Source organism: Neorhizobium galegae, assembly GCF_017877055.1.
GTDB classification, from domain to species: domain Bacteria; phylum Pseudomonadota; class Alphaproteobacteria; order Rhizobiales; family Rhizobiaceae; genus Neorhizobium; species Neorhizobium galegae_D.
The window spans coordinates 475502-498566 of sequence record NZ_JAGIPG010000003.1 but is presented as its reverse complement, the minus strand read 5'-3'; the positions used below and the strand labels follow the sequence as shown (position 1 = coordinate 498566).

The 23065-nt window shown below is 61.5% G+C and carries 22 protein-coding genes; 8 read left to right on the top strand and 14 right to left on the bottom strand.

Features of this window, described 5'->3' with window-relative positions:
* Positions 1-22: 22 nt before the first annotated feature.
* From J2857_RS21510 to J2857_RS21500, 3 genes are all read right to left on the bottom strand, one after another.
* Positions 23-433, bottom strand: coding sequence for a TIGR02588 family protein (locus tag J2857_RS21510; protein WP_210012124.1), 411 nt, complete (start codon positions 431-433; stop codon positions 23-25).
* Positions 434-446: 13 nt separating this feature from the next.
* Positions 447-1337 carry a TIGR02587 family membrane protein gene (locus tag J2857_RS21505; protein ID WP_210012123.1) on the bottom strand — a complete coding sequence of 297 codons (891 nt, stop codon included), beginning with the start codon at positions 1335-1337 and terminating at the stop codon, positions 447-449.
* Between the two features lie 89 nt (positions 1338-1426).
* On the bottom strand, positions 1427-2212 hold the full coding sequence (locus J2857_RS21500; RefSeq protein WP_210012122.1) for a DUF1194 domain-containing protein: 786 nt from the start codon (positions 2210-2212) through the stop codon (positions 1427-1429).
* Between the two features lie 209 nt (positions 2213-2421).
* Here J2857_RS21500 and J2857_RS21495 point away from each other — a divergent pair, with 209 nt between their 5' ends.
* On the top strand, positions 2422-2820 hold the full coding sequence (locus J2857_RS21495) for a GFA family protein (RefSeq protein ID WP_210012121.1): 399 nt from the start codon (positions 2422-2424) through the stop codon (positions 2818-2820).
* 209 nt (positions 2821-3029) lie between these two features.
* Positions 3030-3266, top strand: a complete 237-nt coding sequence (locus tag J2857_RS21490; protein ID WP_007771449.1) for a hypothetical protein — start codon at positions 3030-3032, stop codon at positions 3264-3266.
* 48 nt (positions 3267-3314) lie between these two features.
* On the opposite strand, the gene J2857_RS21485 is transcribed toward J2857_RS21490, so the two are convergent.
* The 8 genes from J2857_RS21485 to J2857_RS21445 all read right to left on the bottom strand — a co-directional run bounded on the left by J2857_RS21485 (position 3315) and on the right by J2857_RS21445 (position 13271).
* Positions 3315-3473 carry a YqaE/Pmp3 family membrane protein gene (locus tag J2857_RS21485; RefSeq protein WP_046605997.1) on the bottom strand — a complete coding sequence of 53 codons (159 nt, stop codon included), beginning with the start codon at positions 3471-3473 and terminating at the stop codon, positions 3315-3317.
* A 67-nt stretch (positions 3474-3540) separates the two neighbouring features.
* Entirely contained in the window at positions 3541-5943 is a 2403-nt protein-coding gene (locus J2857_RS31005) for an acyl-CoA dehydrogenase (RefSeq protein ID WP_245363648.1), read from the bottom strand.
* Between the two features lie 124 nt (positions 5944-6067).
* On the bottom strand, positions 6068-6910 hold the full coding sequence (locus tag J2857_RS21470; RefSeq protein WP_210012120.1) for a p-hydroxycinnamoyl CoA hydratase/lyase: 843 nt from the start codon (positions 6908-6910) through the stop codon (positions 6068-6070).
* 26 nt (positions 6911-6936) lie between these two features.
* Positions 6937-8379 (bottom strand): NAD-dependent succinate-semialdehyde dehydrogenase, encoded by a 1443-nt coding sequence (locus J2857_RS21465; RefSeq protein ID WP_210012119.1) that lies wholly within the window; start codon positions 8377-8379, stop codon positions 6937-6939.
* Between the two features lie 211 nt (positions 8380-8590).
* Positions 8591-10732: an acetate--CoA ligase family protein gene (locus tag J2857_RS21460; RefSeq protein ID WP_210012118.1), complete on the bottom strand. Its 2142-nt coding sequence runs from the start codon at positions 10730-10732 to the stop codon at positions 8591-8593.
* A gap of 12 nt (positions 10733-10744) precedes the next feature.
* Complete coding sequence (locus tag J2857_RS21455) at positions 10745-11608, bottom strand: p-hydroxycinnamoyl CoA hydratase/lyase (protein WP_210012117.1); 864 nt, start codon at positions 11606-11608, stop codon at positions 10745-10747.
* 114 nt (positions 11609-11722) lie between these two features.
* Complete coding sequence (locus tag J2857_RS21450; RefSeq protein ID WP_210012116.1) at positions 11723-12451, bottom strand: SDR family oxidoreductase; 729 nt, start codon at positions 12449-12451, stop codon at positions 11723-11725.
* Between the two features lie 28 nt (positions 12452-12479).
* Positions 12480-13271: a helix-turn-helix transcriptional regulator gene (locus J2857_RS21445; protein ID WP_210012115.1), complete on the bottom strand. Its 792-nt coding sequence runs from the start codon at positions 13269-13271 to the stop codon at positions 12480-12482.
* A 124-nt stretch (positions 13272-13395) separates the two neighbouring features.
* On the opposite strand from J2857_RS21445, the gene J2857_RS21440 reads away from it, so the two are divergent.
* Positions 13396-13929, top strand: coding sequence for a VOC family protein (locus tag J2857_RS21440; protein ID WP_210012114.1), 534 nt, complete (start codon positions 13396-13398; stop codon positions 13927-13929).
* 171 nt (positions 13930-14100) lie between these two features.
* Here J2857_RS21440 and J2857_RS21435 read toward each other — a convergent pair whose 3' ends face one another.
* Positions 14101-15279: an alpha/beta hydrolase gene (locus J2857_RS21435; protein ID WP_210012113.1), complete on the bottom strand. Its 1179-nt coding sequence runs from the start codon at positions 15277-15279 to the stop codon at positions 14101-14103.
* Positions 15280-15361: 82 nt separating this feature from the next.
* Positions 15362-16582: an FAD-dependent monooxygenase gene (locus J2857_RS21430; protein WP_210012112.1), complete on the bottom strand. Its 1221-nt coding sequence runs from the start codon at positions 16580-16582 to the stop codon at positions 15362-15364.
* A gap of 469 nt (positions 16583-17051) precedes the next feature.
* On the opposite strand from J2857_RS21430, the gene J2857_RS21425 reads away from it, so the two are divergent.
* The 5 genes from J2857_RS21425 to J2857_RS21405 all read left to right on the top strand — a co-directional run bounded on the left by J2857_RS21425 (position 17052) and on the right by J2857_RS21405 (position 22143).
* Positions 17052-17498, top strand: a complete 447-nt coding sequence (locus J2857_RS21425; protein WP_210012111.1) for a tripartite tricarboxylate transporter TctB family protein — start codon at positions 17052-17054, stop codon at positions 17496-17498.
* Positions 17499-17501: 3 nt separating this feature from the next.
* Positions 17502-19007, top strand: coding sequence for a tripartite tricarboxylate transporter permease (locus tag J2857_RS21420; protein WP_210012110.1), 1506 nt, complete (start codon positions 17502-17504; stop codon positions 19005-19007).
* A gap of 35 nt (positions 19008-19042) precedes the next feature.
* On the top strand, positions 19043-20026 hold the full coding sequence (locus J2857_RS21415) for a Bug family tripartite tricarboxylate transporter substrate binding protein (RefSeq protein WP_210012109.1): 984 nt from the start codon (positions 19043-19045) through the stop codon (positions 20024-20026).
* Positions 20027-20098: 72 nt separating this feature from the next.
* Positions 20099-21076, top strand: a complete 978-nt coding sequence (locus J2857_RS21410) for a Bug family tripartite tricarboxylate transporter substrate binding protein (RefSeq protein ID WP_210012108.1) — start codon at positions 20099-20101, stop codon at positions 21074-21076.
* Positions 21077-21159: 83 nt separating this feature from the next.
* The gene (locus J2857_RS21405) at positions 21160-22143 is read left to right on the top strand and encodes a Bug family tripartite tricarboxylate transporter substrate binding protein (RefSeq protein ID WP_210012107.1); all 984 of its coding nucleotides are present in this window, start codon (positions 21160-21162) and stop codon (positions 22141-22143) included.
* Between the two features lie 104 nt (positions 22144-22247).
* Here the strand turns inward: J2857_RS21405 and J2857_RS21400 are convergent, their stop codons facing one another.
* On the bottom strand, positions 22248-23060 hold the full coding sequence (locus J2857_RS21400) for a class II aldolase/adducin family protein (RefSeq protein ID WP_210012106.1): 813 nt from the start codon (positions 23058-23060) through the stop codon (positions 22248-22250).
* Positions 23061-23065 lie beyond the last annotated feature (5 nt).

Sequence of the window (23065 nt, the reverse complement as noted above, 5' to 3'; positions counted from 1 at the left end):
TGGGAATGCCCCCTACAATCCCTCACGGCTCGATAAATCCGACCGCCCGGACCCGTACCTCCCGAGCGCCCGGATCCTGAGAAAACAGGATGGCGCCGGAGGATTTGGATTCCGCCGGCACATAGTCGAAGGTGACGTCGGCGTCTTCGACTATGTTGCCGCCATCCAGGATTTCGCCACGTACGGTAACGGCAGCAGCCGTCGCCGTCGCCTTGTTGGCGATATCGAAGGCGATACGGTAGCCGCCTTCGGTCTGGCGCCTCTCGGTGATGGCGATTGAGAATTCCGGCTGCATATCCGCGTACGTCCAGGCCTCATAGGCGACCCAGGCGATCGTGGCGACGACAACGAGCGCCGAAATCACGCCGGTCGCCCATTCGATCCAGTGCGGTTCCTTGACTTCTCTGTGGCGTTTGTTGGCTGTGGTTGTCATGGGAGTTCACTCGCTACAGGATGAGGCGGGCGGCGGCAGCCCCGATGGCACCGGGGAAACTCAGGACGATCGCCGACATCAGCATCTGGGTCGGCCCCGTATCGTCCAGCCGGCCGAAGGTCCACAGCACGTAGAGGCTGATCAGCATGGCGACCATGTAGCCTGGCAGGGTAAAGCGGAAGAAGGCGTGCCACCACGGCGTCTCCTCCGAAATTTCATGGGTGCCCTTGAAGGCGACGGCATAGACAAACCCGTGCATGATGGCGATCGATACGCAGATGGTGACGAGCGCATGCGAGGGTGTCATCTTATAGGCGATCAGGATGATCTCCTCTGTCGGCGCGACGTTGAGGTTGAGGAAGAGTGCACCGACCGCCATCAGGAAAAGTTCACGGCTGTAGCTGGTGGAAATTTCGTCAGGCACCGCGCCTTCCTCCTCATCCTCCTCCTCGTCGTCCTGGTCTTCCTCCTTCCCGGCCTGTCCGCCGAGCTGGGAACGGCCGAGCAGCGCACCGATGCTTGCCGGCACGGACTGTATCGCGATCTTGCCGAGTATTTCGGAGAGCGGCATGTGGGGCTTGATATCCCCGAGCATGATGAGGACCGCCGCGCTTATGACGATGCCCAGGCCATAGGCGATGGTCGCGTCGCGACAGGCTTCCGCTACGGTGGAGGTACGCTCGAAACCGATCCGGTGGGCGAGCAGTATAAGTAGCGGAATGTTGACGATCAGCAGCAGGAACAGGCGCCAGCGTTCGATGTAGAAACCGAGCTGCCAGAGCTCCATTGTCATCAGCATCGGGATGCCGAACAGCATGGCGCCGGCAGCGCCACGTCCGAGACCGATCAGGAAACTTCGGCTTTCGCTTGCGCCATCGCCCCGTTCCGCCCTGACACCGTTCAACGCCGGCTCCCTCCCCTTTTACGAAAAAGCGGAAAGAAACTCGCAAATCGGGTGGAATGTTCCGGCCAATTGAGGACTTGGGAAAGGCGTCACCTATCGAACAGGTCCTGCCACTGCTTTTCACCAACCAGACAGTCGCTGGAAGGCTGGTTGGCGGCCGCCTTCTGCACGGTTGTGCGCGGCGTGAGCCCGCTGATCTCGAGCACAAGCTTGCGGCGCACGGCGACGGCAAAATCCTCGATTTTGTTAACCGGCAGCACGAAGGAACCAGGTCCGCCGATGACGCAGTCGCCGTAATATTTGTCGAGCCCACCGGCCGCGCCCGAAGGGCGCAGCATGATCGCCAGGCCGTTGATGACGATGCCTGCCTCCATGGCCTTGTTGCGAGCCGGCACGACCGGGTTGCCGGAATTGTTCGGGCCGTCGCCCGAAACATCGATCACCTGCCGCATGCCACGATAGGAATTGGCGACGATCATCGTCGCTCCCTGGGCGATCGCGGCCGAAATCGACGTGCGGCGCTGGGTATTGATCGGCCGGGCTTCGAGCTTGGCGGCAAAATTGATTGCGTCTTGCTCGTTTTCGATGACGGTCCAATCGATGATCGAATCCGGCACCACGTCACCCGCCCATTCGAAATAGCTGATGGCGATGCGGCCCGTCAGCCCGGTCTTGACTGCGTCGATGAATTCCTTGTGCTTGAGCGCCTCGACATAACCCTCGCGCTGGACACGGACCTCCTCGTAATCCATGGAGCGGGATGTATCGACCGCGAGGACCAGTTCCACATCGACTTCACCTCCCCTCTGTTGCGCGACCATCGGGGCGGTGGCAGTGGCGGAAAGGCTCATGAGCATCGCGAGTGTTGTAAGCATTGGCAATCCAATCACTGCGTTATCGATTTCTTAAAACTGTAACACAGAGGCGACCGAGGGCGACTCTCCTCCGCGAGCAGGCCTTCAACTTTCGGTGATGGGACTTTTCTGCGCAGCTGCCCTGCGTAATCTGCGATGGGAACCCGCTGCTGCTTCGGCTGCGGCCTGGAGCTCCACCTATCAATTGGTATCTGGACGAGATCGGCGACATGACGAGGTTAACCGGGAAATGTTATTGCGGCGCGGTCGCCTACGAGGTGGAGGACGCCTTCGTCTACGCCGCCAATTGCCATTGCTCTAATTGCCGCCGCACCACCGGTTCCGCATTCAAGCCCTTCGCCGGCATCGAGCGGCAGAAGTTTACGGTGGTCAAGGATGGAGATGGCTTGCTGATCTTCGGGGATGCCGAAAACCATGACGCCCATTGCAAGGCCTGTGGTTCGCTTCTCTATTCACAGGTGCGAGAGGCGGCCTGGGTGCATGTGGCGATGGGCACGCTGGTCGATGCCCCGACTATCCGGCCGACGCACCATATCTTCGTTGGTTCGAAGGCGCCCTGGTACGAGATCACCGACGACCTGCCGCAATATCAGGGCCATAAGGGATAGCTATCCCAGACCGGCCAGCGCCTTCAGCTTCTCGCCTTCAAGTTGGTAGAAGACCCGGTCTTCCTCCCGATCAAACCGGAGCCACTGAAACGGAGCCACTATTCCGATGGTGCAAACTCGAGCCAACTTGGGGTAACGGGCTATTCTGATGGCCGCTGTTGACTTCGCAGCGCGCATATCGACAGAGTGGCGCCGAAGAAGGAAACGCCATGTCCAGGTCAGAAAAATTCATCGTGCTGCCGTTCAAGAAAGTCCGGGGCAACGTGACGCCTGGCGAGATGCGCGTGGCCTCGAATGCCGCTTCCGCCGAGAAGATCGCCCGCGCCATGGCTGACCGTTTCGTGGGGGTCGCGGCCTATTCGGTTCAGGTCGACATGGAAAGCGGCGACATGTCCGATCCGCGCATCCTCTGGCAGTCGGGCGAGATCGCCGACATCGCCGCCTGAGGGCTCCGAGTCGCCCTCCATTCACAGGCGATGCGGGTATCGATCCGGTTATTTCTTGAGGATAACCCACAGCGCGTGCACGATGCCCGGCAGCCAGCCGCAGAGGGTGAGCAGAATGTTCAGCCAGAAATGCAGCCCGAGCCCGACCTGCAGGAACACGCCGAGCGGCGGCAGGATGAAGGCGAGCAGAATGCGGATGATATCCAACGGGCGTTCTCCGGTTTGATAGGTTCGGCCGGTAACGCGCTGGATAGGATATGGTTTCAGAAGATGCTCATCTCAGCAGGGTCTTTGCGATAATCTCCAGCTGAATCTCGTTGCTGCCACCGAAAATGCTCTGGGAGCGGGAGTTGAAATAGACTGCGGAGGCGACCTTGCGCTCCTCGGCGATTTCCGCCTCTTCCGGCAGTTCGTGAAGCGGTCGATGTTGTTCCCAGCGCAGTGCATCAGGGCCGAGGATCGACGCGGCGAGTTCGGCGATCGACTGGCGGATGCGGCTGCGCTCGATCTTCATCGTCGAGGAGGGCACCGAGCCCGGATTGCCGCCTGCCTGAACTTTTGACATGGCCGCGAGCTCCAGCATGTCGTTGGCGTCCACATCCGTGGCAATTTCCGCAAACCGCGCCATGAACAGCGGATCGTCGAACATCTTCCGACCGTCGGGCAGCGGTTCGGAGGCGAGCCGGTGCAGGCGAGCCAGCATAGAGCGCAGCACGCCGCCGGCAAAGGCCCCGCCCCGCTCGAACTCGAGCAGGTATTTGGCGATGTCCCAGCCTTCGCCCTCTTCGCCGATGCGATCGGATACGGGCACTTTCACGTCGTCGAAGAAGACCTGGTTGAACTCGTGCGTGCCGCAGATCGAGCGGATCGGCCGAATGGTGACACCTGGCGATTTCAAGTCGATTAGGATGAAGGTGATGCCTTCCTGTTTCTTGCCCGTGTCGGCGGTGCGCACCAGCGCGAACATCCGCGTGGCGTGGTGCGCCAGCGTCGACCAGATCTTCGAGCCGTTGACGACATAGTGGTCGCCGTCGAGTACCGCTTTGGTCTTCAGGGAGGCCAGATCGGAACCGGAGCCCGGTTCGGAATAGCCCTGTGCCCAGACATCCTCGCCGCTCAGAATGCGCGGCAGGTAGAAATCCTTCTGCGCATCGTTGCCGTAACGCATAATGACCGGGGCGATCATCTTGATCGAGGCGCCGCGGAAATGCGGCTCGCCGGCGCGTTCGCATTCCTGATCGAAGATGTAGCGTTCCGCAAGCGTCCAGCCGGTGCCGCCATATTGCTTCGGCCAGGATGGGGCGACCCAGCCCTTGTCGTTGAGTTTTGCCTGCCACTTCAGACCGATCGCCGGGTCGGCGAGGAAGCTCGGGTTCAGCCGCTCGGCGCGCTTCAGGTCCTCGTCCAGGTGGTTTTCCAGGAAAGCCCGCGCCTCGTCGCGGAAACGGACCTCTTCTTCCGTCATCCGAAGGTTCATGCCTTCCCTCAGCTCCGGCTGGTCGGTATCCCCTGTGCGCAGCAGGCTGCCGGAAAGCACCTTGGTGTCACGAATGATCTCGCCATATCGCTTCAGGTGGTCGGCAGTGGTGCCGAAGGTGTTTTCGATCGCGTAGAGCCGGCGGAACCAGGCGCCGATCGGCATTTCCTCGGAAAAGCCCATGGCGCCGTGCAGCTGGATGGCTTCCTGCGCGACGGAGCGGGAAACCTTGCCGATCTTGGCACGGGCGCCTGAAACGCCGCGGATGCGCATCGGACGCGGCGCATCGACGGAAAGCGTGGCGAGCAGCGCCGAGCCGCGGGCCTCCTGGCATTTCACTGCCATCTCGCCCATGCGGTGCTGCAGCGCCTGGAAGGAGGCGAGCGGCTTGCCGAACTGGACGCGCTCCTTGGTATAGGCGACGGTGGCATCCATCAGCGCATCCATGATGCCGACCGTTTCGAAGGAAAGCGCCGCATTGGCGCGGTCATAGGCGGCTTCGATTTCAGCCAGTGTATCGGCGTCCGCATCGAGCAAGGCGGAGGCAGGGACGGAGACATTGTCGAGGACGAGATCGCTGGCGCGGCTACCGTCGACAAGCTTGACTTCGGTACGTGTCAGACCGGCTGCATTGGCCGGCACTGCAAAGAGCCCGATCGCCCTCTCCGGATTGGTGTTGCCACCCAGCCTGGCGGAAACGATGAAGATATCCGCGAACGGCCCACCCAGTACGAGGGGTTTCTCGCCGGAGAGGACGTAATTCTCACCCTTCTTCGTCCCGGTGGCAGCGATATTGCCGAGGTCGACGCCGGTCCGCCGTTCGGCATGCGCCAGCGCCGGCCGCGACGTACCGGCGATCAACTGCCCAAGGATTTCCGCCTTCTGTTCTTCGGAGCCCAGCTTTTCCACCAGCCCGCCCGCGAGAATGACGGACGCGAGATAGGGCTCGACCACCAGCGTACGGCCGATCGCTTCCATGATCAGCGAGATCTCTACCGCCCCACCGCCGAGTCCGCCGTTTTCTTCCGCAAACGGCAGCGCCAGCCAGCCCAGATCGGCCATCTCGGACCAGATACCGGCATCGAAGCCGGTTTCGGAGGCAAGGATCCTGGTTCGCTTCTCGAAGTCGTAACGGTCCTTCAGGAAACGTTCGGCGCTTTCCTTTAACAGAAGCTGCTCGTCCGAATAGTTCAGGTCCATGGGTTAGTCTCGTGGTTGGATGCGCGCCCTTCTCCCCCTAGCGGGGGGAGATGTCAGCGGAACTGACAGAGGGGGTGGTTCAGCGAACTCTACGAACGAGGAGAATGTGGAATGGGTGGCCGTCTTACTCCTCGCGCTTGTAAGCCCCATGCCCCGGGCGATAGGTCTTGGTATCGAGAAACTGCGAAAGCCCCTTCTCTCTCCCCTTTTCCGGGTCCACGAAAGTCGTCTGGTCGGCCTTGGCGGTCAGGTATTCCGCAGACTCCTCCCACGTCATCTCGCGCACGTACTTGTATGCCATGCGGGCCTGACGCAGCACGGTCGGGTTCTTTTCGAGGAGCACACGGGCGATTTCGACAGTGCGTTCGCGAAGCTTGTCGGCCGGCACCGCCTCATTCACCAAGCCGAGCTGCTCGGCCATCTTGCCGCCGAACTTTTCGCCGGTCATGACATAATACATCGCCTTGCGATCGTTCATCAGCGTGGAGATCGCCTTGGAGACAACGCCGCCGGGGATGACGCCCCAGTTGATTTCCGAGAGGCCGAACACGGCGTCTTCGGAGGCGATCGCGAGGTCGCAGCAAATCAATGGGGTGAATGCGCCGCCAAAACACCAGCCGTTGACCATGGCGATGGTCGGCTTTGCGTAGTGCATCAGCAGGCGCCATTGCCAGGCGCGGGTGGAGCGGTAGGCACGCATGCGCTGGATGTCGGAGCCGCCGTCGGTAGCGCGGAAGAAGTCCTTGAGGTCCATGCCGGCGGAAAAGGCCTCGCCTTCGCCGGTCAGGATGACGACGCCGGCACGGTCGTCGATTTCTAGCGCGTCGAGCACCCGGATCATGTCTTCGGCCAGGCCGACGCTCATGGCGTTGCGCTTGTCCGGACGGTTCAGCTTTACCCAGGCAATGCCGTCCTCGAATTCGACCTTGACGTTCTCTCCGCCCAGATCACTTGCTTCAATGGTCATCGTGTTCTCCTGAAAGGTTCCGGACCTTATGAAAGGCTGGTCATTTTGGTGACGAGATAGGCGTCCATGCCCTCGGTACCGCCTTCCGAGCCGTAACCGCTCTGCTTGACGCCGCCGAACGGCGTTTCCGCCATCGAGATGAAATTGTTGTTGATACCGACCATGCCGGCCTCGAGCGCGTCGCTCACCATCGCGGCGGTCTGGCTCGACCGGGTGAAGGCATAGGATGCAAGGCCGTAAGGCAGCCTGTTCGCCTGTTCGATCACCTCGTCGAAGGAGGTGAAGCGGGCGGTGACCGCGACCGGGCCGAAGGGCTCGTCATTCATGATGATCGCATCCTGCGGCACGTCGGCGAGAACCGTCGGCTGGAAGAAATAGCCGCGATTGCTGCCCCGCTCGCCGCCGGCCTTGACCGTGGCGCCGCGCTGCACGGCATCCGCCACCATGCGTTCCATGGAGGGCACGCGACGGCTGTTGGCGAGCGGTCCCATCTGGTTCGACGGATCGAGGCCATCGCCGACTTTCAGAGCCGACGCCGCCTTGGCAAAACCGTCGACGAACTTGTCGTGGACGCTGTCATGCACGTAGAATCGGGTCGGCGAGATACAGACCTGGCCGGCGTTGCGGTATTTCGCATGGACCATGACGCGGATCGCGTGGTCGATATCGGCATCTCCGAAGATCAGCACGGGCGCATGACCGCCGAGTTCCATCGTGGCGCGCTTGACGCCGGCCTTGGCGGCGAGAACGGCGAGATGCTGGCCGACGGCGGTTGAGCCGGTGAAGGTGATCTTGCGGATGCCGTCCGAGGCGATCAGGTGTTCGGAGACGTCTCCCGGCCTGCCGTGGACCACGTTCAATACGCCATTCGGTAGGCCTGCATCCTGCAGCGCGCGGGCAATTTCGAGCACGGTCGAAGGCGTCTCTTCCGAGGGCTTGATGACCATGGTGCAGCCGGTTGCAAGTGCTGCGGAAATTTTTCGCGCTGGAATGACGCCCGGGAAATTCCAGGGCGTGAAGCCGGCGACGGGACCGACCGGTTCCCTGGTGACCATCCAGCGGGCGCCCGGCACACGCGAAGGCACGATGCGGCCGTAGGTGCGGCGGCCCTCGTCGGCGGTCCAGTCGAGAATGTCCGCCGAGATATGGACTTCCGGAATCGCCTCGCCGAGCGGCTTACCCTGGTCGAGCACCATGCGCCGGCCAATCTCGTTCGCCCGTTCGCGCAGAATATCGGCAGCCTTGCGAATGACCTTGGCGCGGTCGTAGGCCGTCGTCGCCTTCCATGCCTTGAATTCACGGGTGGCAGCTGCCACGGCCCGCTCGAGGTCTTCCAGGGTCGCATGCGGCAGGGCGCCGATCGGCTCGCCGGTCGCCGGATTGATGACGTCTTCCGTCACCCGGCCTTCGGAGCCTAACCACTCGCCATCCACAAAGAGCCTCAATTCACCATAGGGTTGGGTCTGCATCACGGTTTCCTCCCTCGCGACGGCTTTCGAATATCGAAGCGAGGGCCTGTGTCCTCACCCGGTTTTGGCCTGGGCCCGCGGCTCCCCATCGTCATGCTCGGGCTTGTCCCGAGCATCTCAACTGCTGATATTGCAGATCCTCGGCACAAGGCCGAGGATGACGGCAGAGCCTGATCGGCCTTCTTGCAGAATATCGACGCCGGCCAGCGCCTCATCGCACCACGAATAGCGCGTCGAGAGCCAGAACCCCGTCCCCCTCGCCATAGACAACGAGCGGGTTGATATCGACTTCGACGATCTCCGGCGTCGAGCGCATGAGCCCGCCGAGCTTCACGACCACGTCGGCAATCGCTTCGACATCGCGTGCCGGCTGGCCACGGAAGGCCCCAAGCAGCTTCGATGCCTTCAGCTTGTGGATTTCGGCGATTGCCCGCTCGCGGCTGATATCAGCCGGCAGCAAGCGGGCGTCCGCCAGCGCCTCGATCCAGACGCCGCCGAGACCGACGAGCACGACAGGACCCCATTGCGGATCGCGCTTGGCGCCCACCACCATTTCGAGGCCTGGGCGAGCCATGCCCTCGATCAGCACGCCATCGAGTTTCAGGCCCGGCTTATGCGTGGCGATGCTGGCATACATCTTCTCATGAGCCGTGCGCAGCGCCGCCTCGTCGGCGATGTTGACGATCACGCCGCCGACATCGCTCTTGTGAGCCAGTTCGGCCGCCTGCGCCTTCATCACCACCGGATAACCGATTTCGGCGGCGATCCTTGCCGCTTCGCCGGCAGATTTCGCCAAAGAGCCCTTGGGGATCTGGATACCGAGTTCGGAGAGAATCCGCTTGCCTTCGTATTCGACGACAAGGCCGGAGGCCGGGACCTGCTTCATCCGTTCGCCTTCCGGCGCTCGGTCCCGAGTGGCAGCAAGCGCGGCGGCATAGTTCATGACCACCGCCATGGCGCGCAATGCGCGCTCCGGCGAGCGGAAGAACGGGATGCCGCTGTCGCGCACGGCCTTCATGAAGGTCGGATCGAGCGGATAGTCGTCGCCGATGATATTGAGGATCACAGGCTTCTCGGCGGTCGCCGCAACCGGGATGATCGCGTCCGACTTCTTGATCTGCATCGGCGGCGAGCCGCCGGCATGCGACAGGAAGACGATGCCGACGCTCGGGTCCTTCAGCATGGATGCCGTAGAGGTGCCGAAGATAGCGGGATTGGAAAAACCGGTGGTGCCGATGTCGAACGGGTTGTCGACATGGACGTAAGGCGGCACCTGCGTGGTGAGCTCAGCATGTACCTCCTCCGACAGCGTCGCAATCGGCAGGCCGACGCGTTCGCAGAAATCGAAGCAGAGGCCGCGGATGGCTCCGGAATTGGTGACGATGCCCGCCTCGCCCGGTGGCGGCGATGGATAACGGGCGAGGATCGTGGTGACGTCGAACAGTTCGTCGGTCGTCTCGACCAACGCGACGGCCTCGTTGCGCACCGCCGTCTGCATCAGAGCATGGTCGCCGGCGAGCGCGCCGGTATGCGACTGCGCCGCCTGCTTGCCGCGCTCGCTCGAGCCGGGATGCAGCATGACGATCGGCTTGCCGAGTTCGCGGGCGCGCCGTGCGACGGCGAGAAACTTTTGAGGGTTCTTGACCTGTTCGACATAGACCGCGACGACTGCGTTGTCCTTATCCTCGATCAGCCAGGCGACCAGATCTTCAGCCGCGAGCGCCGCCTCGTTGCCGGTGGCGATGACATAGGAGACCGCAATTTCGCGGGAATGCATGGCGAAGCGGATGTTGGCGGCCGTCGCGCCGCTCTGGGCTACGATCGCGACGCGGGCGCGCTCGCCGACGCCGCGCAAATCGACCGGCTCGAAGGTTAGCGGAATGCCGTCGACATAATTGGTATAGCCCATGCAGTTGGGCCCGAGCATGGCCATGCCCGCCTTGCGGCAGATCTCGGCAAGTTCGTCCTGCTGTCTGCGACCGTCTTCGCCGGCTTCGGCAAAGCCGGACGAGTAGACGACGACGCCCGCGACTTCGCGCTCGACGCAAGCAAGGACCGATTCCTTGATCGCTGCCTGCGGCACGATGAGGATCACCACATCGATGCCGTTCGGCAAGTCGCCGATGGTCTTCACGCAGCGGCGGCCGTTGATCTCGTCGCGCGAACGGCTGACGAGATGCAGCTCGCCGGCATATTTGAAGAGCTCGAGGTTCGCCAGCACGCCGCCGCCGATCGAGGCGGGATCCGGCGACGCGCCCACGATCGCGATGGATCGTGGGCGCAGCAGGCGGTCAAGATCGAACGGCTTGGCCGGATCGAGCGCCTTGGGAGCTGTGGTCATCGTATCAGCCATGGGAGCCACTTCTTAATCGCGACGGTAAGCACCAAGGCCCGGGCGGAAGGATTTCTCGTCCAGGAACTGACTCATGCCGGTGTTGCGGCCGTTGTCCGGATCGCGCAGTTCCGTCTGGTCGGACTTCGCCATCAGGTATTCGCCGGCCTGTTCCCAGGTGAGATCGCGGGTGAAGCGGCAAGCGGTCTTGGCCTGGCGCAGCACGAAAGGGTTCTTGCCGATCAGGGTCATGGCGAGCTTGCGTGTCTCGGCCTTCAGCTCGTCCGGCGAAACGGCCTTGTTGACCAGCTTCATTTCAGCGGCCTGCTGGCCGGTAAACGTCTCGCCGGTCATGATGTAATACATCGCGTCGCGGAAGCTCATCGTCTCCAGTACCGACTTGGTGACGATGCCGGCCGGGATGATGCCCCAGTTGATTTCCGAAAGGCCGAAGATGGCGTCTTCCGAGGCGATGGCCAGGTCGCAGCCGACCAGGAATTGGAAGGCGCCGCCGAAACACCAGCCGTTGACCATGGAGATGGTCGGCTTCGGGAAATACATCATCCGGCGCCACTGCCAAGCGGCGTTCGCCCGGAACAGGCGTTCGCGCTGGATCGGCGGCACCTTGTCGGTGGCGCGGAAATATTCCTTCAGGTCCATGCCGGCCGAGAAGGATTCGCCGGCGCCGGTGACGACCATCACCTTGCAGCGGTCGTCTTCTTCCAGCGCATCCATGATGGCGTTCATTTCCCAGACGATGCCCGGGTTGATGGCGTTGCGCTGCTTCGGACGATTGAGCGTCACCCAGGCGATGCCCTCGTCGAAATCCACGGTAACATATTCGCCCCACTTGCCATTGTTCTGGCTGGCGGCAGCCGATTCGGTCTGGTTTTCCATAGCAAATTCTCCCTACTGGGAAAATGGATATCAGGGACCCGAATATGCGTCAAGCGGCTTTCCGTTTCAGTCCTTACGAAAAGGACCCCGCTTCACGACGTGCTGAACCGATGCTTAACCGCGGCCGAGGAACGGCATTTCGACCGGCAGGATGATGCTTTCGTAAAGGTTCACGTCATCTGGCAGCGTCGCCATCAGCACGACGATCCGCGCCACGTCCAGAGGCATCATCGTTGCGGGTCTGACCTTGTCGGTGACGCCGGGAACCAGCGAGCTGACCGTCGAGCCCGGATGCACCATGGAGACCGCGATGCCATGCTCACGACCGTCGACGGCGAGCGAGCGGGTGAGGCCCTCAAGCGCGAACTTGCTCGCCGTATAGGCGGCGGTGTGGCCGCGCGGCACCTTGGACGACAGGCTGCCCATGTTGATGATCCGGCCGCGCTTCTGGTCCCGCATGATGACGAAGGCGGCGCGGCTGCAATAGAAGACCGAGTGCAGGTTCGCCCCGATCACTTCGTGCCAGCGTTCGTTGGTGAGTTTTTCGACCGGCGTATGGTCGGCTATGCCGGCGTTGTTGATCAGGATGTCGAGGCGGCCGTATTTCTGCTTGACGGTGGCGAACAGCTTTTCGACCTGCGCGTCGTCGGTAACATCGGTCGGCAAGACGAGCGCCTGGCCACCTTCGGCCTCGATCTCGGCGGCCAACTTTTCCAATTTGTCGACGCTACGGGCAGCAAGCACGGTTATGGCGCCTTCGGCAGCAATCGCCTTGGCGATACCCCAGCCGATGCCTGAGCTGGCGCCTGTGACAATGGCAACACGATCCTTGATCGAAATCATCTGAAAAATCCCTCCTCGAACTGATGCGCTAAACGCGCGAAATTCCTTCATAAAGCGCTTCGAGGCCGCGGCGGTCGTTGACCCCCAGCTTGCGATAGGCGCGCTGACGATAGGTGACGATGCTCGAAAGCGCGAGGCCGACCTTTTCTGAAATTTCCCGATGCGTGCGGCCGAGCAGCAGGCCGGCGGAAACCTCTGCCTCGCGGCTCGAAAGTGCAAATCCTGCCTGCAGCAGCCGCCCCGCGATCTCCTGTTGCGGCGGATGCAACGGCGCCGTCTGCGACCGGCCCAGCAGGCGCACGTGTTTGACGACCATGGCCATCAACAGCGCGGCAAAGGCTTCTAACCGTTCGACCGCAGCCAGCGGGAACGGGCCGCTTTCGCGGGTGCGATAGAGGCTGGCGAAGATCCGAGGCTCCTCCGAGTGATAGATGGTCAAGCGTTCGAGCACATGGGCTCGCTCGTAGCAGTCGCGGCGGTATTCGGGGTCGCGGATGCCGTTCCAGGCCTGGCGAATGACCTGCACCTTGGCAAGTCCAGGTCCACCGTTCAGCATCTGGCGGGTCACCCGATCGCGTAGCCAGTAACGGCGGGCATAATCGAGCGAGGCGCGCTCGGCAAAACCTGGAATGGTCGAGTGGTAGCCACAGGCAAAGAGATAGGTGAGCGATCCGTCTTCCTCGGCCTGGAAAGCGGAACAGAAATCGGTGCCGGCAATGCCGCGCAGGGTTTCCAGGAATTTTTCCGGGAAGCCGGGCTCCCCGACTTCGTCCATGAGGGCCGCCATCACGGTCACGTTGTCTCCATCAGGAGCAGGCATTGACGCCTCCAAGGTCGGGAACGAATCTGTGCTGGGCATGTCCACCCTGGAGGTGGACATGGGAGGGTCGGCAAAGGCCTACCATCACGACCAATGCAACAAGCCTGGATATGGAGGAACCACCATGGTTGACGCACCGAAGCTTCGCAAACTCTATCACTTTTCCTACCCCTGCCGCGATGGCGAAGAGACCCGCAAGTTCTACGAGGACCTGCTTGGCCTGCCGCTGGTCAACTGCATGACCGCCGACAAGGTGCCGTCGACGGGCGAAGAAAAGCCCTATGCGCATTTCTTCTTCGAGATGGGCGACGGCTCCTACATGGCCTTCTTCGACCTCGGCGAAAACACCATGCCACTCCCCTCGCCGAATACGCCGGACTGGGTCCAGCACTTCGCCATGGAAGTCGATTCCGTCGAGGAGGTCCTGAAGTTCAAGAAGCGGCTGCAGGACGCCGGCGTGAAGACGACCGACGTCATCGACCACGAGTTCATCAACTCGATCTACTTCTTCGACCCGAACGGCCTGCGCCTTGAGATCACCGCCCGCACCGAAGAGCCGGGCTATCTGGAACAAGCGGCTTCGGAAGCCCATGATGCCATGAAGGCATGGGTGAAGAAGAAGGCCGGCATGATCGCCAGGAAGTCGGCGGCGGCTTGAGGTAGCCAATTGGGGGCCGGACGAATCGCCGGTCCCTGACCCTGCTGTGAAGGCGGAAGATGAAATTGGAGCACCACCGTTCCGGAATGGACGGTGGTGCTTTTCATTAAAGCTCACGGTCAAGCCTCCCGATGGTCCGGCGCCCGCTCCCGACGAGCTCCGGCTTGTCTTTCAAGCCAACAATCCCTGGCGGCGGCTCCAGTCGATCACCCGGTCGATGCAGGCTTTGAGAAGCTCCGGCTGGCCGAGGTAATAATGGGTCGCATGGGGGATGGTCATGTATTCCTTGTTTTCGGTCGCGAGCGCCGCCCGGATCGTCGGATTATGTGTCGCTGGAACCGCCTCGTCGGCATTGTTCTCGATCTGTAGCACCGGCGAGCGCTTTATCAGCGCCGCGTTCATCGGACCCTTGGCATTCGAGAGGTCGTAGCTCCACTGCGAAAGCCAGGAGCGCAGCGTCGTGAAGCGGGCAAGCCCGACCGGACCGACGTTCACCGTGCGCGGATCGCCCATATAGCTCTTGCCGATCGGCCGGTCGTTCGGGTCTATCGTGCCGTCGAACCAGCGCACGTCGCACATGGTGCGGTGGACGACGAAGGCACGTTCCTGTTCGAACGATCCGCGGCGCTTTAGTTCCGCCAGCATATCGAGCGCCCAATGGGTGATCTTGCGGTTACGGGCGACCTGGGCGGCGCGGAACCGCTGGATGAATTCCGCCGAATAAGGGGGCTGGTGCGGGCAGTCCGGCGAATAGATGTCGAATTCCGGGTCGCGGAGATCCGGGTTCAGCTCGTCGAGAACCGACGGGTCGAGCCATTCGGTCAGCGTTTCGGCACGCGACAGGTGGGCGGCGATGAAGATCACGCCGTCGGCGGGCTTCAGTCCCGCGTGGACGAGGTTGACCTCGTCGCCGGCCGGCGTGTGGGTGATCGTCGGGTTCTCGGCCTGCGCCTGGTAAAACAGCGACAGCGAACCGCCGCCTGACCAGCCGACCAGCACGACCTTCTCGTAGCCCAGTTCGCCACGGGCATAGTCGAGCCATTTGCCAAGATCGATCGCCACCTTTTCCATGATGAGGGCGGTGTCGTTCTTCGGATAGCGGCTGGCGGCGCACAACACGTGCAGACCGGCATCGGCGAGCGCGGTGGGCATCGGCAGGAGCTGCAGCGTCGAGGTCGGGTGCATGAAGACGTAGACCGTTTTCGACGGCGCGTTGCCGCCGCGCAGAAGCTGGCCTTCGAGGTTCACCTTGCCGGAATTGCCCGCAAAGCCGTAGGTCTCGGTATATTTCGCGGTCTCCGGAAAGGAGACGATCAGCGGGATCCGCTGCCATTCCGCCTTGGTGGTCATGCTGTTCTACCCGTTATGCATCGCCCGCTCGGCCGGTGGAAACCGGGGAACGGGCTTTTGAGATTGAGCCGCGAATGTGCCTTTAAGCGACCGCTTCCTGCGATCTGGTTCCCGCCACGACCGGCACCGAGGTGGCGTCGTAGGTGAACAGCCATTCGTAGCGCTGCTTGACCTTGTCTTCCTGCCATTCGGCATTGACGTAATCCTCGGCGAGCTTCGGATCCTTCAATGCGGCGTTGTGGAAGCGGCTGAGATTACCTTCCGCACCACGAACGATCTTGCCGGTGCGCTCGACGCGGGCCGCTTCGTAACCGGCAAAAGCCGCTTCGTAATTGCCGTTGTTCTCGGCAAGCGCGCGTGCGAGGACGAAGCCGTCCTCGATCGCCATGACCGCGCCCTGGGCAAGGAAGGGCAATGTCGGATGGCAGGCGTCGCCGAGCAGCGTCACGCGACCACGGGTCCAGTCGTCCATCGGCGGGCGCAGCATCAGCGCCCACTTGTAGGGAACGTCGATCGCCTTGATCAGCGTATGAATGTCCTCATGCCAGCCTTCGTAATCGGCAAGGCATTCTTCCGTCGTGCCGGCGACCGACCAGGATTCCACCTGCCAGTTGGAGCGCTCGACTACCGAGACGTAATTCATCAGCTTGCCGCCGCGCAGCAGGTATTGGATGACGTGGCCGCCGGGGCCGATCCAGTTGGTGCCGACGGGCCGCAGCATGCGCTCCGGCAGCCGCTCGACCGGGATGACGCCGCGCCAGGCGACGATGCCGGTAAATTTCGGATCGTCGCGGCCGAACAGCGTTTCGCGGATCTTCGAATGCACGCCATCGGCGCCGACCACGATGTCGGACGTTGCGGTGGTGCCGTCGGCGAAAGTGATCGTCGCGCCCTTGTCGTCCTGGGTTATCCCGACGCATTTCTTGGACAGCTTGATCGCATCGGGCTTGATGCGGCGCACGCCGGCTGCCAACGTCTGGTGCAGGTCGTTGCGGTGGATGGTGATATAGGGAAAGCCGTAGCGCTCGATGGAAAGCGGACCGAGGTCGAACAGTTTCCAGGTCTGTCCGGTGTTCCAGAGACGAATCTCCTTGCCCTGCGCCTGGGAGGCGATCGACATGATGTCTTCTTCGAGCCCGAGCGAAAACAGGATTCGCGTTCCGTTGGCGCTGACCTGAACGCCGGCGCCGACTTCTTTCAGCTCGACCGCCTGTTCGTACACGTCGACGTCAAACCCCTGGCGGAGCAGCGACAATGCCGCCGTCAGCCCACCAATTCCTCCTCCCACAACAGAAATCTTCATTTTGTTATCCTTTGAAATCCTGACGACAATCTCTCCCGACGCACATGCGCCTGTCAACTATTTTTGATAAAGTATAATTGACTTTGTTCAAAACCAATTTCATATCTGCCCGAACACGCTTTCGGACAAGCCCTTGGGAGACGGCTGCTGCAATTGAGAGCTTCAATCCACGCATCAAAAACAGGAAAGGATGCCACCAAATTACACCTGCGATATCTGGTTTCCTGATATAAATGCGATAGGATCGAAAACACTGGGCGGCTGTGGTATCTCATCGACAGGGGAGACCGCGGAATTCGATTGACTGACAAGAGGAATACTCTTGTATATAGTCAAATCTGTTTGCCCATAGACGAATTCAGGGCTGCGAATTCGAGGCGCGGCCCGAGGAACATGCATAATGGCGGTTTGGCCGGCGCCCAAGGGGAGCCAGACCGTTTCACACAGTCGGGTTTTCAGGGAGGAAACCATGGTAATCAAAAGTCCGCAGGATTTCGGCGCGGGCATCTTGTTCATCCTTTTCGGTGCGATCGGCCTCTATGTCGGTTCGGACCTCACCTTCGGTTCCGCCCGCAACATGGGCCCTGGCTATTTCCCGATGATCATTTGCGGCCTGATCGCACTGATCGGGCTGATCGTCACGGTAAAGTCACTGGCGATCGAGGGTCCGGCCATCGAACGCATCCGGTTGCGCCCGATCATCTTCATTCTGCTGGCGATTGCCGCCTTCGGCATGCTGATCGCTGAAATCGGCGCGGTGATCTCCTCGGTCCTGTTGATCATGTTCGCCGCCTATGCACGGCGCGACGTCAACCCCGTCGAGACTGTCGTCTTCGCGGTCACCACAGCGGCGTTTGTCGTTATCATCTTCGTGTACGCGCTTGGGCAGCCGATGCCCGTCTGGTGGGGCAGGTAATCCATGGAAGTCTTTGAACACCTCGCAACCGGCTTCATGGCTGCAGGCTCGCTAGAGAACCTGATGTTCTGTCTGATCGGCGTCGTACTCGGCACGCTGATCGGCGTTCTTCCCGGCATCGGGCCTATTCCTGCGCTTGCCATCCTGCTGCCGATCACCTTCGGGCTTGATCCGCTTTCGTCGCTGATCATGCTGGCCGGCATCTATTACGGGGCACAATATGGCGGCTCTACCACTTCGATCCTGGTCAACATGCCGGGCGAGGCTTCCTCGGTCGTGACCTGTATCGAGGGGCATCAGATGGCCCGCAAGGGCCGTGCGGGTGCGGCACTCGCGATCGCCGCCCTCGGCTCGTTCTTTGCCGGCACGATCGGCACCGTCTTCATCGCCGCCTTCGGTCCGCCCCTCGCCTCGATCGCCCAGCAGTTCAATTCGCCGGATTATTTCGCGCTGATGCTGCTCGGTCTCGTCATGGCGATCGTTCTGGCGCACGGTTCGGTCCTGAAAGCCGTCGCCATGGTGCTGATCGGCCTGCTGCTCGGCCTCGTTGGCACCGACATCAACACGGGTCTTACCCGCTATACCTTCGGCCTTTCGGGTCTGTGGGAAGGCATCGACTTCCTGCCGCTGGTTCTCGGCCTCTTCGGCATCGTGGAAATCATCCGCAACCTCGAGAATCCGCCGCCGCCCCGCGAAGCGATCAGCACCCGCATGCGCGACATGTGGCCGACCAAGAAGGAATTCAGGGAAGCCTATCCAGCCGCCCTCCGCGGCACGGGCCTCGGCTCGCTCCTCGGCATCCTGCCGGGCGGCGGCGCGGTTCTTGCCTCCTTTGCCAGCTATACGCTGGAAAAGAAGATCTCGAAGAACCCGCGCAAGTTCGGCACCGGCGCCGTCGAAGGCGTCGCGGGTCCGGAAGCGGCCAACAACGCTGCCGCTCAGACGTCGTTCATCCCGCTCCTGACGCTCGGCATTCCTTCGAACCCTATCATGGCGATCATGATGGGCGCGATGATCATCCAGGGCATCCAGCCGGGTGCAGCCGTCATGACCACCCGGCCGGACCTCTTCTGGGGCATGGTCGCCTCGATGTGGATCGGCAACCTCATGCTCGTCGTCATCAATCTGCCGATGATCGGCATCTGGGTGAAACTGCTGTCGGTTCCCTACCGCCTGCTCTATCCGGCGATCCTGCTGTTTTGCGCGATCGGTGTCTACTCGACGAGCACCGAGCCGTTCATGATGGTTCTGATGATCGTCTTTACGGTCTTTGGCTACGTCCTCTTCAAGCTCGGCTGCGAGCCTGCGCCAATGGTGCTCGGCTTCATTCTCGGTCCGCTGATGGAGGAAAACCTGCGCCGTTCGCTGGTCATCTCGCGCGGCGACCCGATGATCTTCATCAACCGTCCGATCTCGGCCACGCTTCTGGCGGCGACGCTCCTGATGCTTTGCCTGATCATCTTCCCGCAGTTCCGCAAGACCCGCGAGGAGGCGTTCCAGGAGGAATAACAGACATTCCCAACAGTTTTTTGGAGGAGGAGCCAATGACTGAACAACATCCGAAACTGACGAGACGCACCCTGATTGCGGCGGCCACCATGGCCGCCCTGCTCCCGGGTGTCTCGTTCGCGCAATCCAGCTATCCCAACACGACGATCACCTTCGTATGTGCCTTTCCGGCCGGCAGCGGCGCCGACGTTCTGGTCCGCTTCTTCTCCGAAAAGGTGGCGACTGTTTCCAAGCAGACGGTGATCGTGGAAAATAAGCCGGGTGCCAACGGCAATATCGCCGCCGAATATGTCAGCCGCGCCAAGCCCGACGGCTACACGGTCTATATCCATTCCGGCACCTCGACCGCGGCCAACATGTCGCTGTTCAAGAAACCTTCGATCGACGTCACCAAAGCGTTGCGCGGCGTTCAGTTCATCAACAAGCAGCCCTTCATGATCGCGGTGGCGGCAGACAGCCCGATCAAGGACATGAAGCAGCTCACCGAGCATCTGAAGGCAAAGGCGGGCGATGCCACCTACGGCTCGACGGCAACCTCCGGCAAGGTTCTCGCCGAAGTCTACCTGCAGCTGGCTGGCGTCTCGGCGACCGAGGTCTCTTACAAGACCGGTCCTGATTCCCTGAACGACATCACCAGCGGCCAGCTCGATTTCGCGGCGCTCGATCCGGTCTTCGCGCTTAGCCAGCAACGCGAGGGGCGCCTGCGGCTGCTTGCGGTCGGCTCGCCGCAGCGCATGAAATCGACACCCGAGATTCCGGCCATCAAGGAATATGGCCTCAATGTCGACCAGCTTGGATGGTGGGGTGTGTTCGTGCCGGCCAAGACGCCGGACGATGTGGTCCTGAAGCTGAACGCGCTGTTCCAGGAAGTGCTCGACAAGCCGGAAACGGAAGCCTTCCTGAACAAGTTCGGTGGGGACGTCTACAAGGGTACGCCGAAGGAGGTCGACGAGCTTCTTGCGAAGACCGTCGAGGAGTGGCGTGACTATGTGGCGCTCGCGAAGATTCCGCAAAACTGAGGCCTGTTCAACAGGCTTCACGGGAACCTTTTATGGGAATGACTGGGGCGTTCAAGGGAGGAACTTGTGCCGATGACCACTGAAATCTCACGCAGAAACCTGATGATCGCGACCGCCGCCGCGGCGGCACTCGCACCTTTTGGCGCATTCGCCCAAAGTGCCTATCCGAACGGCCAGATCACGTTCGTCTGCGCCTTCCCGGCCGGCTCCGGCGCCGACGTTCTGGTCCGCTTCTTTGCCGACAAGTTCGCCAAGGTCTCCGGCCAGACGGTGATCGTCGAAAACAAGCCGGGGGCCGCCGGCAACATAGCCGCCATGTACACCGCTCGCGCCAAGCCGGACGGATATACGATCTATGTTCATTCCGGCACGTCGACGGCCGCCAACATGTCGCTGTTCAAGACGCCGCCGATCGATGTCGTCAAGGAGCTGCAGACGACCTCCTTCATCAACAAGCAGGCCTTCATGTTCGTCGTGGCTTACGACAGCCCGATCAAGGACATGAAGGAACTGACCAAGGTGCTGAAGGAAAAGGGCAACAACGCCAGCTACGCGACGGCTGCCACGTCCGGCAAGGTTCTCGGTGAAATCTACAAGCAGGTCGCTGGCGTCGATCCGGTCGAAGTCTCGTTCAAGGATGCCAAGGATTCGCTCAACGACCTGCTGAGCGGTTCTCTCGACTACGGCGTCCACGACCCGGTCTTCTCCCTGTCGCAGGCCAACGAGAAGCGTGTCCGGATCCTCGCGACCGGTTCGCCGATCCGGCTGAAGTCACTGCCGAACATCCCGACCGCCAAGGAACAGGGCTACGACATCGACCAGCTCGGCTGGTGGGGTTCCTTCGTTCCGAAGGCGACGCCGAAGCCGGTGGTCGACAAGATCAACGCGCTGTTCAACGAAGTCCTGGCTCAGCCTGATACCGTCGCCTTCCTCGCGAAATTCGGCGGCGACGTCTATGTCGGCACCCCGGACGAGGGTCAGGCACTGCTCGCCAAGACAGTCGAGGAGTGGAAGACGTATGTGGCCATGGCCAAGATTCCGCAAAATTAATCAACCGATTCGAAAGACCCTCTCGCCATAGTGCGGCAGGTTCTTTCGCAGGGACCCTTACGAACCGCCATAGGAGATGAAAAGTGACAAAATGGCTTAAGAAGATCGCGCAAGCCACCGCCGCCGTGGCGATGCTGGCGGTCGCACAGATTGCAAACGTTACGCCCGCTCAGGCCGCTTATCCGGACCAGACGATCACCTTCGTCTGCGCCTTCCCGGCAGGTTCCGGCGCCGACGTTCTCGTCCGCTATTTTGCGGACAAGGTGTCCAAGATCGCGGGCGCCACGATCATCGTCGAAAACAAGCCGGGCGCACTCAGCAACATCGCTGCTGAATACACCTCACGCTCCAAGCCGGATGGCTACACGATCTTCGTTCACTCCGGCAACTCGATCGCCGGCAACATGTGGATCATGAAGAAGCCGCCGATCGACGTCGGCAAGGACCTGATGACGATCGCGACCATCAACAAGCAGGCCTTCATGATCGCCGTCGCCAAGGACGCGCCCTACAAGGACCTGAAGGAACTGACCGCCGCCATGAAGGAAAAGGGCGACGGTGGCTCCTATGCCGTCAACGCCACTTCGGGCAAGGTCATGGCCGAAGTCTACAAGCAGAAAGCCGGCCTCGAGACCGTTTCGGTCCAGTACAAGACCGCCGCCGACTCGCTCAACGACATCACCAGCGGCGCAATGGATTTCGGCTCCTACGACCCGGTTTTCGCCCTCTCCCAGCAGCGCGAAGGCCGCTTCCGTCTTCTCGGCGTCGGCTCGCCGGAACGCATGAAGGGCGCTCCGAACATTCCGACCCTGAAGGAACAGGGCTTTGACGTCGACCAGCTCGGCTGGTGGGGTGCCATGGTTGCCAAGGGCACGCCGGAAGACATCATCAACAAGATCAACGGCTGGTTCAACACCGTCCTGCAGCAGCCGGAAACTCAGAAGTTCCTGGCCGACCAGGGCGGCGACCCCTATATCTCTACCCCGGCCGAAGCCCAGGCTCTGATGATCAAGACGATCGCGGAGTGGAAGGACTATGTCGCGATCGCCCAGATCCCGCAGCAGTAAGACTTGCTGAAACAGATAAAAAAAGCCGGTGGAAACGCCGGCTTTTTTCGTTGCGGAGAACAAGAGCGAGACCTGCCATATTCCCTCAGGGAGGCATTCAGATGTCAATCACGATAGCTCGGATCGATCCGGTCCAGCTTCCTCAGCATCGCCGGCCATTCCTTCAGCCCCGGCTTGGCCGGCGACATCTCGTACATGTGGGCGGTCAGTTCGGCGATCTTTTCTTCGGGAATGCTGAGGCCTCGCGGCTGGGCGGCCATGGCGGCGAGTTGGGCGCGGGCGGCTTTCTCCAGCCAGAAGGTCCAAACGAACGCCTCGCCCACACTTTCGCCTGATGTCAGCGTGCCATGGTTCTTGAGGATCATGTTCTTGTGCGGGCCGAGGTCGTGGATCAGCCGTTCCTGCTCTTCCATGTTGAGCGCCAGCCCCTCATAGCCGTGATAGCCGATGCGGTTGTAGAAGAACATCGAATGCTGGGAGAGCGGCAGCAGGCCGCAATCGAGCATGGAAAGCGCCATGCCGGCCTCGGTATGCAAATGCATGACGCAGTTCAGCTCGTGGCGCGCCTTGTGCACGGCGTGGTGGATGACGAAACCGGCGCCGTTCACCGGGTAGTCGGACTTGCCGATGATCTTCGCCTCGTGGTCGATCTTGACGAGGTTGCTCGCCTTGATCTCGTCGAAGGCCATCCCGAACGGATTGATCAGGAAGTGATTTTCCGTGCCTGGCACGCGGGCCGAGATATGCGTGTAGATGAGGTCGTCCCAGCCGTAGAGCGCGGCGAGCCGATAGGCGGCGGCGAGATCGACGCGGACGGCCCATTCCTCGTCGGTGACCGAGGCTCGGTCGAATTCGGTGACGACTTCCTGCCCGTCGTCCTGCCCTGCCAGTCCGATGACGTGACGTTGAAATGCCATGTGAC

Excerpts from the sequence above, each read along its gene's own strand:
- J2857_RS21470 (WP_210012120.1), bottom strand. The coding sequence starts at position 6,910 with ATGACCATTGAAGCAAGTGATCTGGGCGGAGAGAACGTCAAGGTCGAA.
- J2857_RS21420 (WP_210012110.1), top strand. The coding sequence starts at position 17,502 with ATGGAAGTCTTTGAACACCTCGCAACCGGCTTCATGGCTGCAGGCTCG.
- J2857_RS21500 (WP_210012122.1), bottom strand. The coding sequence starts at position 2,212 with ATGCTTACAACACTCGCGATGCTCATGAGCCTTTCCGCCACTGCCACC.
- J2857_RS21415 (WP_210012109.1), top strand. The coding sequence starts at position 19,043 with ATGACTGAACAACATCCGAAACTGACGAGACGCACCCTGATTGCGGCG.
- J2857_RS21440 (WP_210012114.1), top strand. The coding sequence starts at position 13,396 with ATGGTTGACGCACCGAAGCTTCGCAAACTCTATCACTTTTCCTACCCC.
- J2857_RS21490 (WP_007771449.1), top strand. The coding sequence starts at position 3,030 with ATGTCCAGGTCAGAAAAATTCATCGTGCTGCCGTTCAAGAAAGTCCGG.
- J2857_RS21510 (WP_210012124.1), bottom strand. The coding sequence starts at position 433 with ATGACAACCACAGCCAACAAACGCCACAGAGAAGTCAAGGAACCGCAC.
- J2857_RS21410 (WP_210012108.1), top strand. The coding sequence starts at position 20,099 with ATGACCACTGAAATCTCACGCAGAAACCTGATGATCGCGACCGCCGCC.
- J2857_RS21450 (WP_210012116.1), bottom strand. The coding sequence starts at position 12,451 with ATGATTTCGATCAAGGATCGTGTTGCCATTGTCACAGGCGCCAGCTCA.
- J2857_RS21460 (WP_210012118.1), bottom strand. The coding sequence starts at position 10,732 with ATGGCTGATACGATGACCACAGCTCCCAAGGCGCTCGATCCGGCCAAG.
- J2857_RS21400 (WP_210012106.1), bottom strand. The coding sequence starts at position 23,060 with ATGGCATTTCAACGTCACGTCATCGGACTGGCAGGGCAGGACGACGGG.
- J2857_RS21495 (WP_210012121.1), top strand. The coding sequence starts at position 2,422 with ATGACGAGGTTAACCGGGAAATGTTATTGCGGCGCGGTCGCCTACGAG.
- J2857_RS21425 (WP_210012111.1), top strand. The coding sequence starts at position 17,052 with ATGGTAATCAAAAGTCCGCAGGATTTCGGCGCGGGCATCTTGTTCATC.
- J2857_RS21455 (WP_210012117.1), bottom strand. The coding sequence starts at position 11,608 with ATGGAAAACCAGACCGAATCGGCTGCCGCCAGCCAGAACAATGGCAAG.
- J2857_RS31005 (WP_245363648.1), bottom strand. The coding sequence starts at position 5,943 with ATGGACCTGAACTATTCGGACGAGCAGCTTCTGTTAAAGGAAAGCGCC.
- J2857_RS21430 (WP_210012112.1), bottom strand. The coding sequence starts at position 16,582 with ATGAAGATTTCTGTTGTGGGAGGAGGAATTGGTGGGCTGACGGCGGCA.
- J2857_RS21465 (WP_210012119.1), bottom strand. The coding sequence starts at position 8,379 with ATGCAGACCCAACCCTATGGTGAATTGAGGCTCTTTGTGGATGGCGAG.
- J2857_RS21435 (WP_210012113.1), bottom strand. The coding sequence starts at position 15,279 with ATGACCACCAAGGCGGAATGGCAGCGGATCCCGCTGATCGTCTCCTTT.
- J2857_RS21445 (WP_210012115.1), bottom strand. The coding sequence starts at position 13,271 with ATGCCTGCTCCTGATGGAGACAACGTGACCGTGATGGCGGCCCTCATG.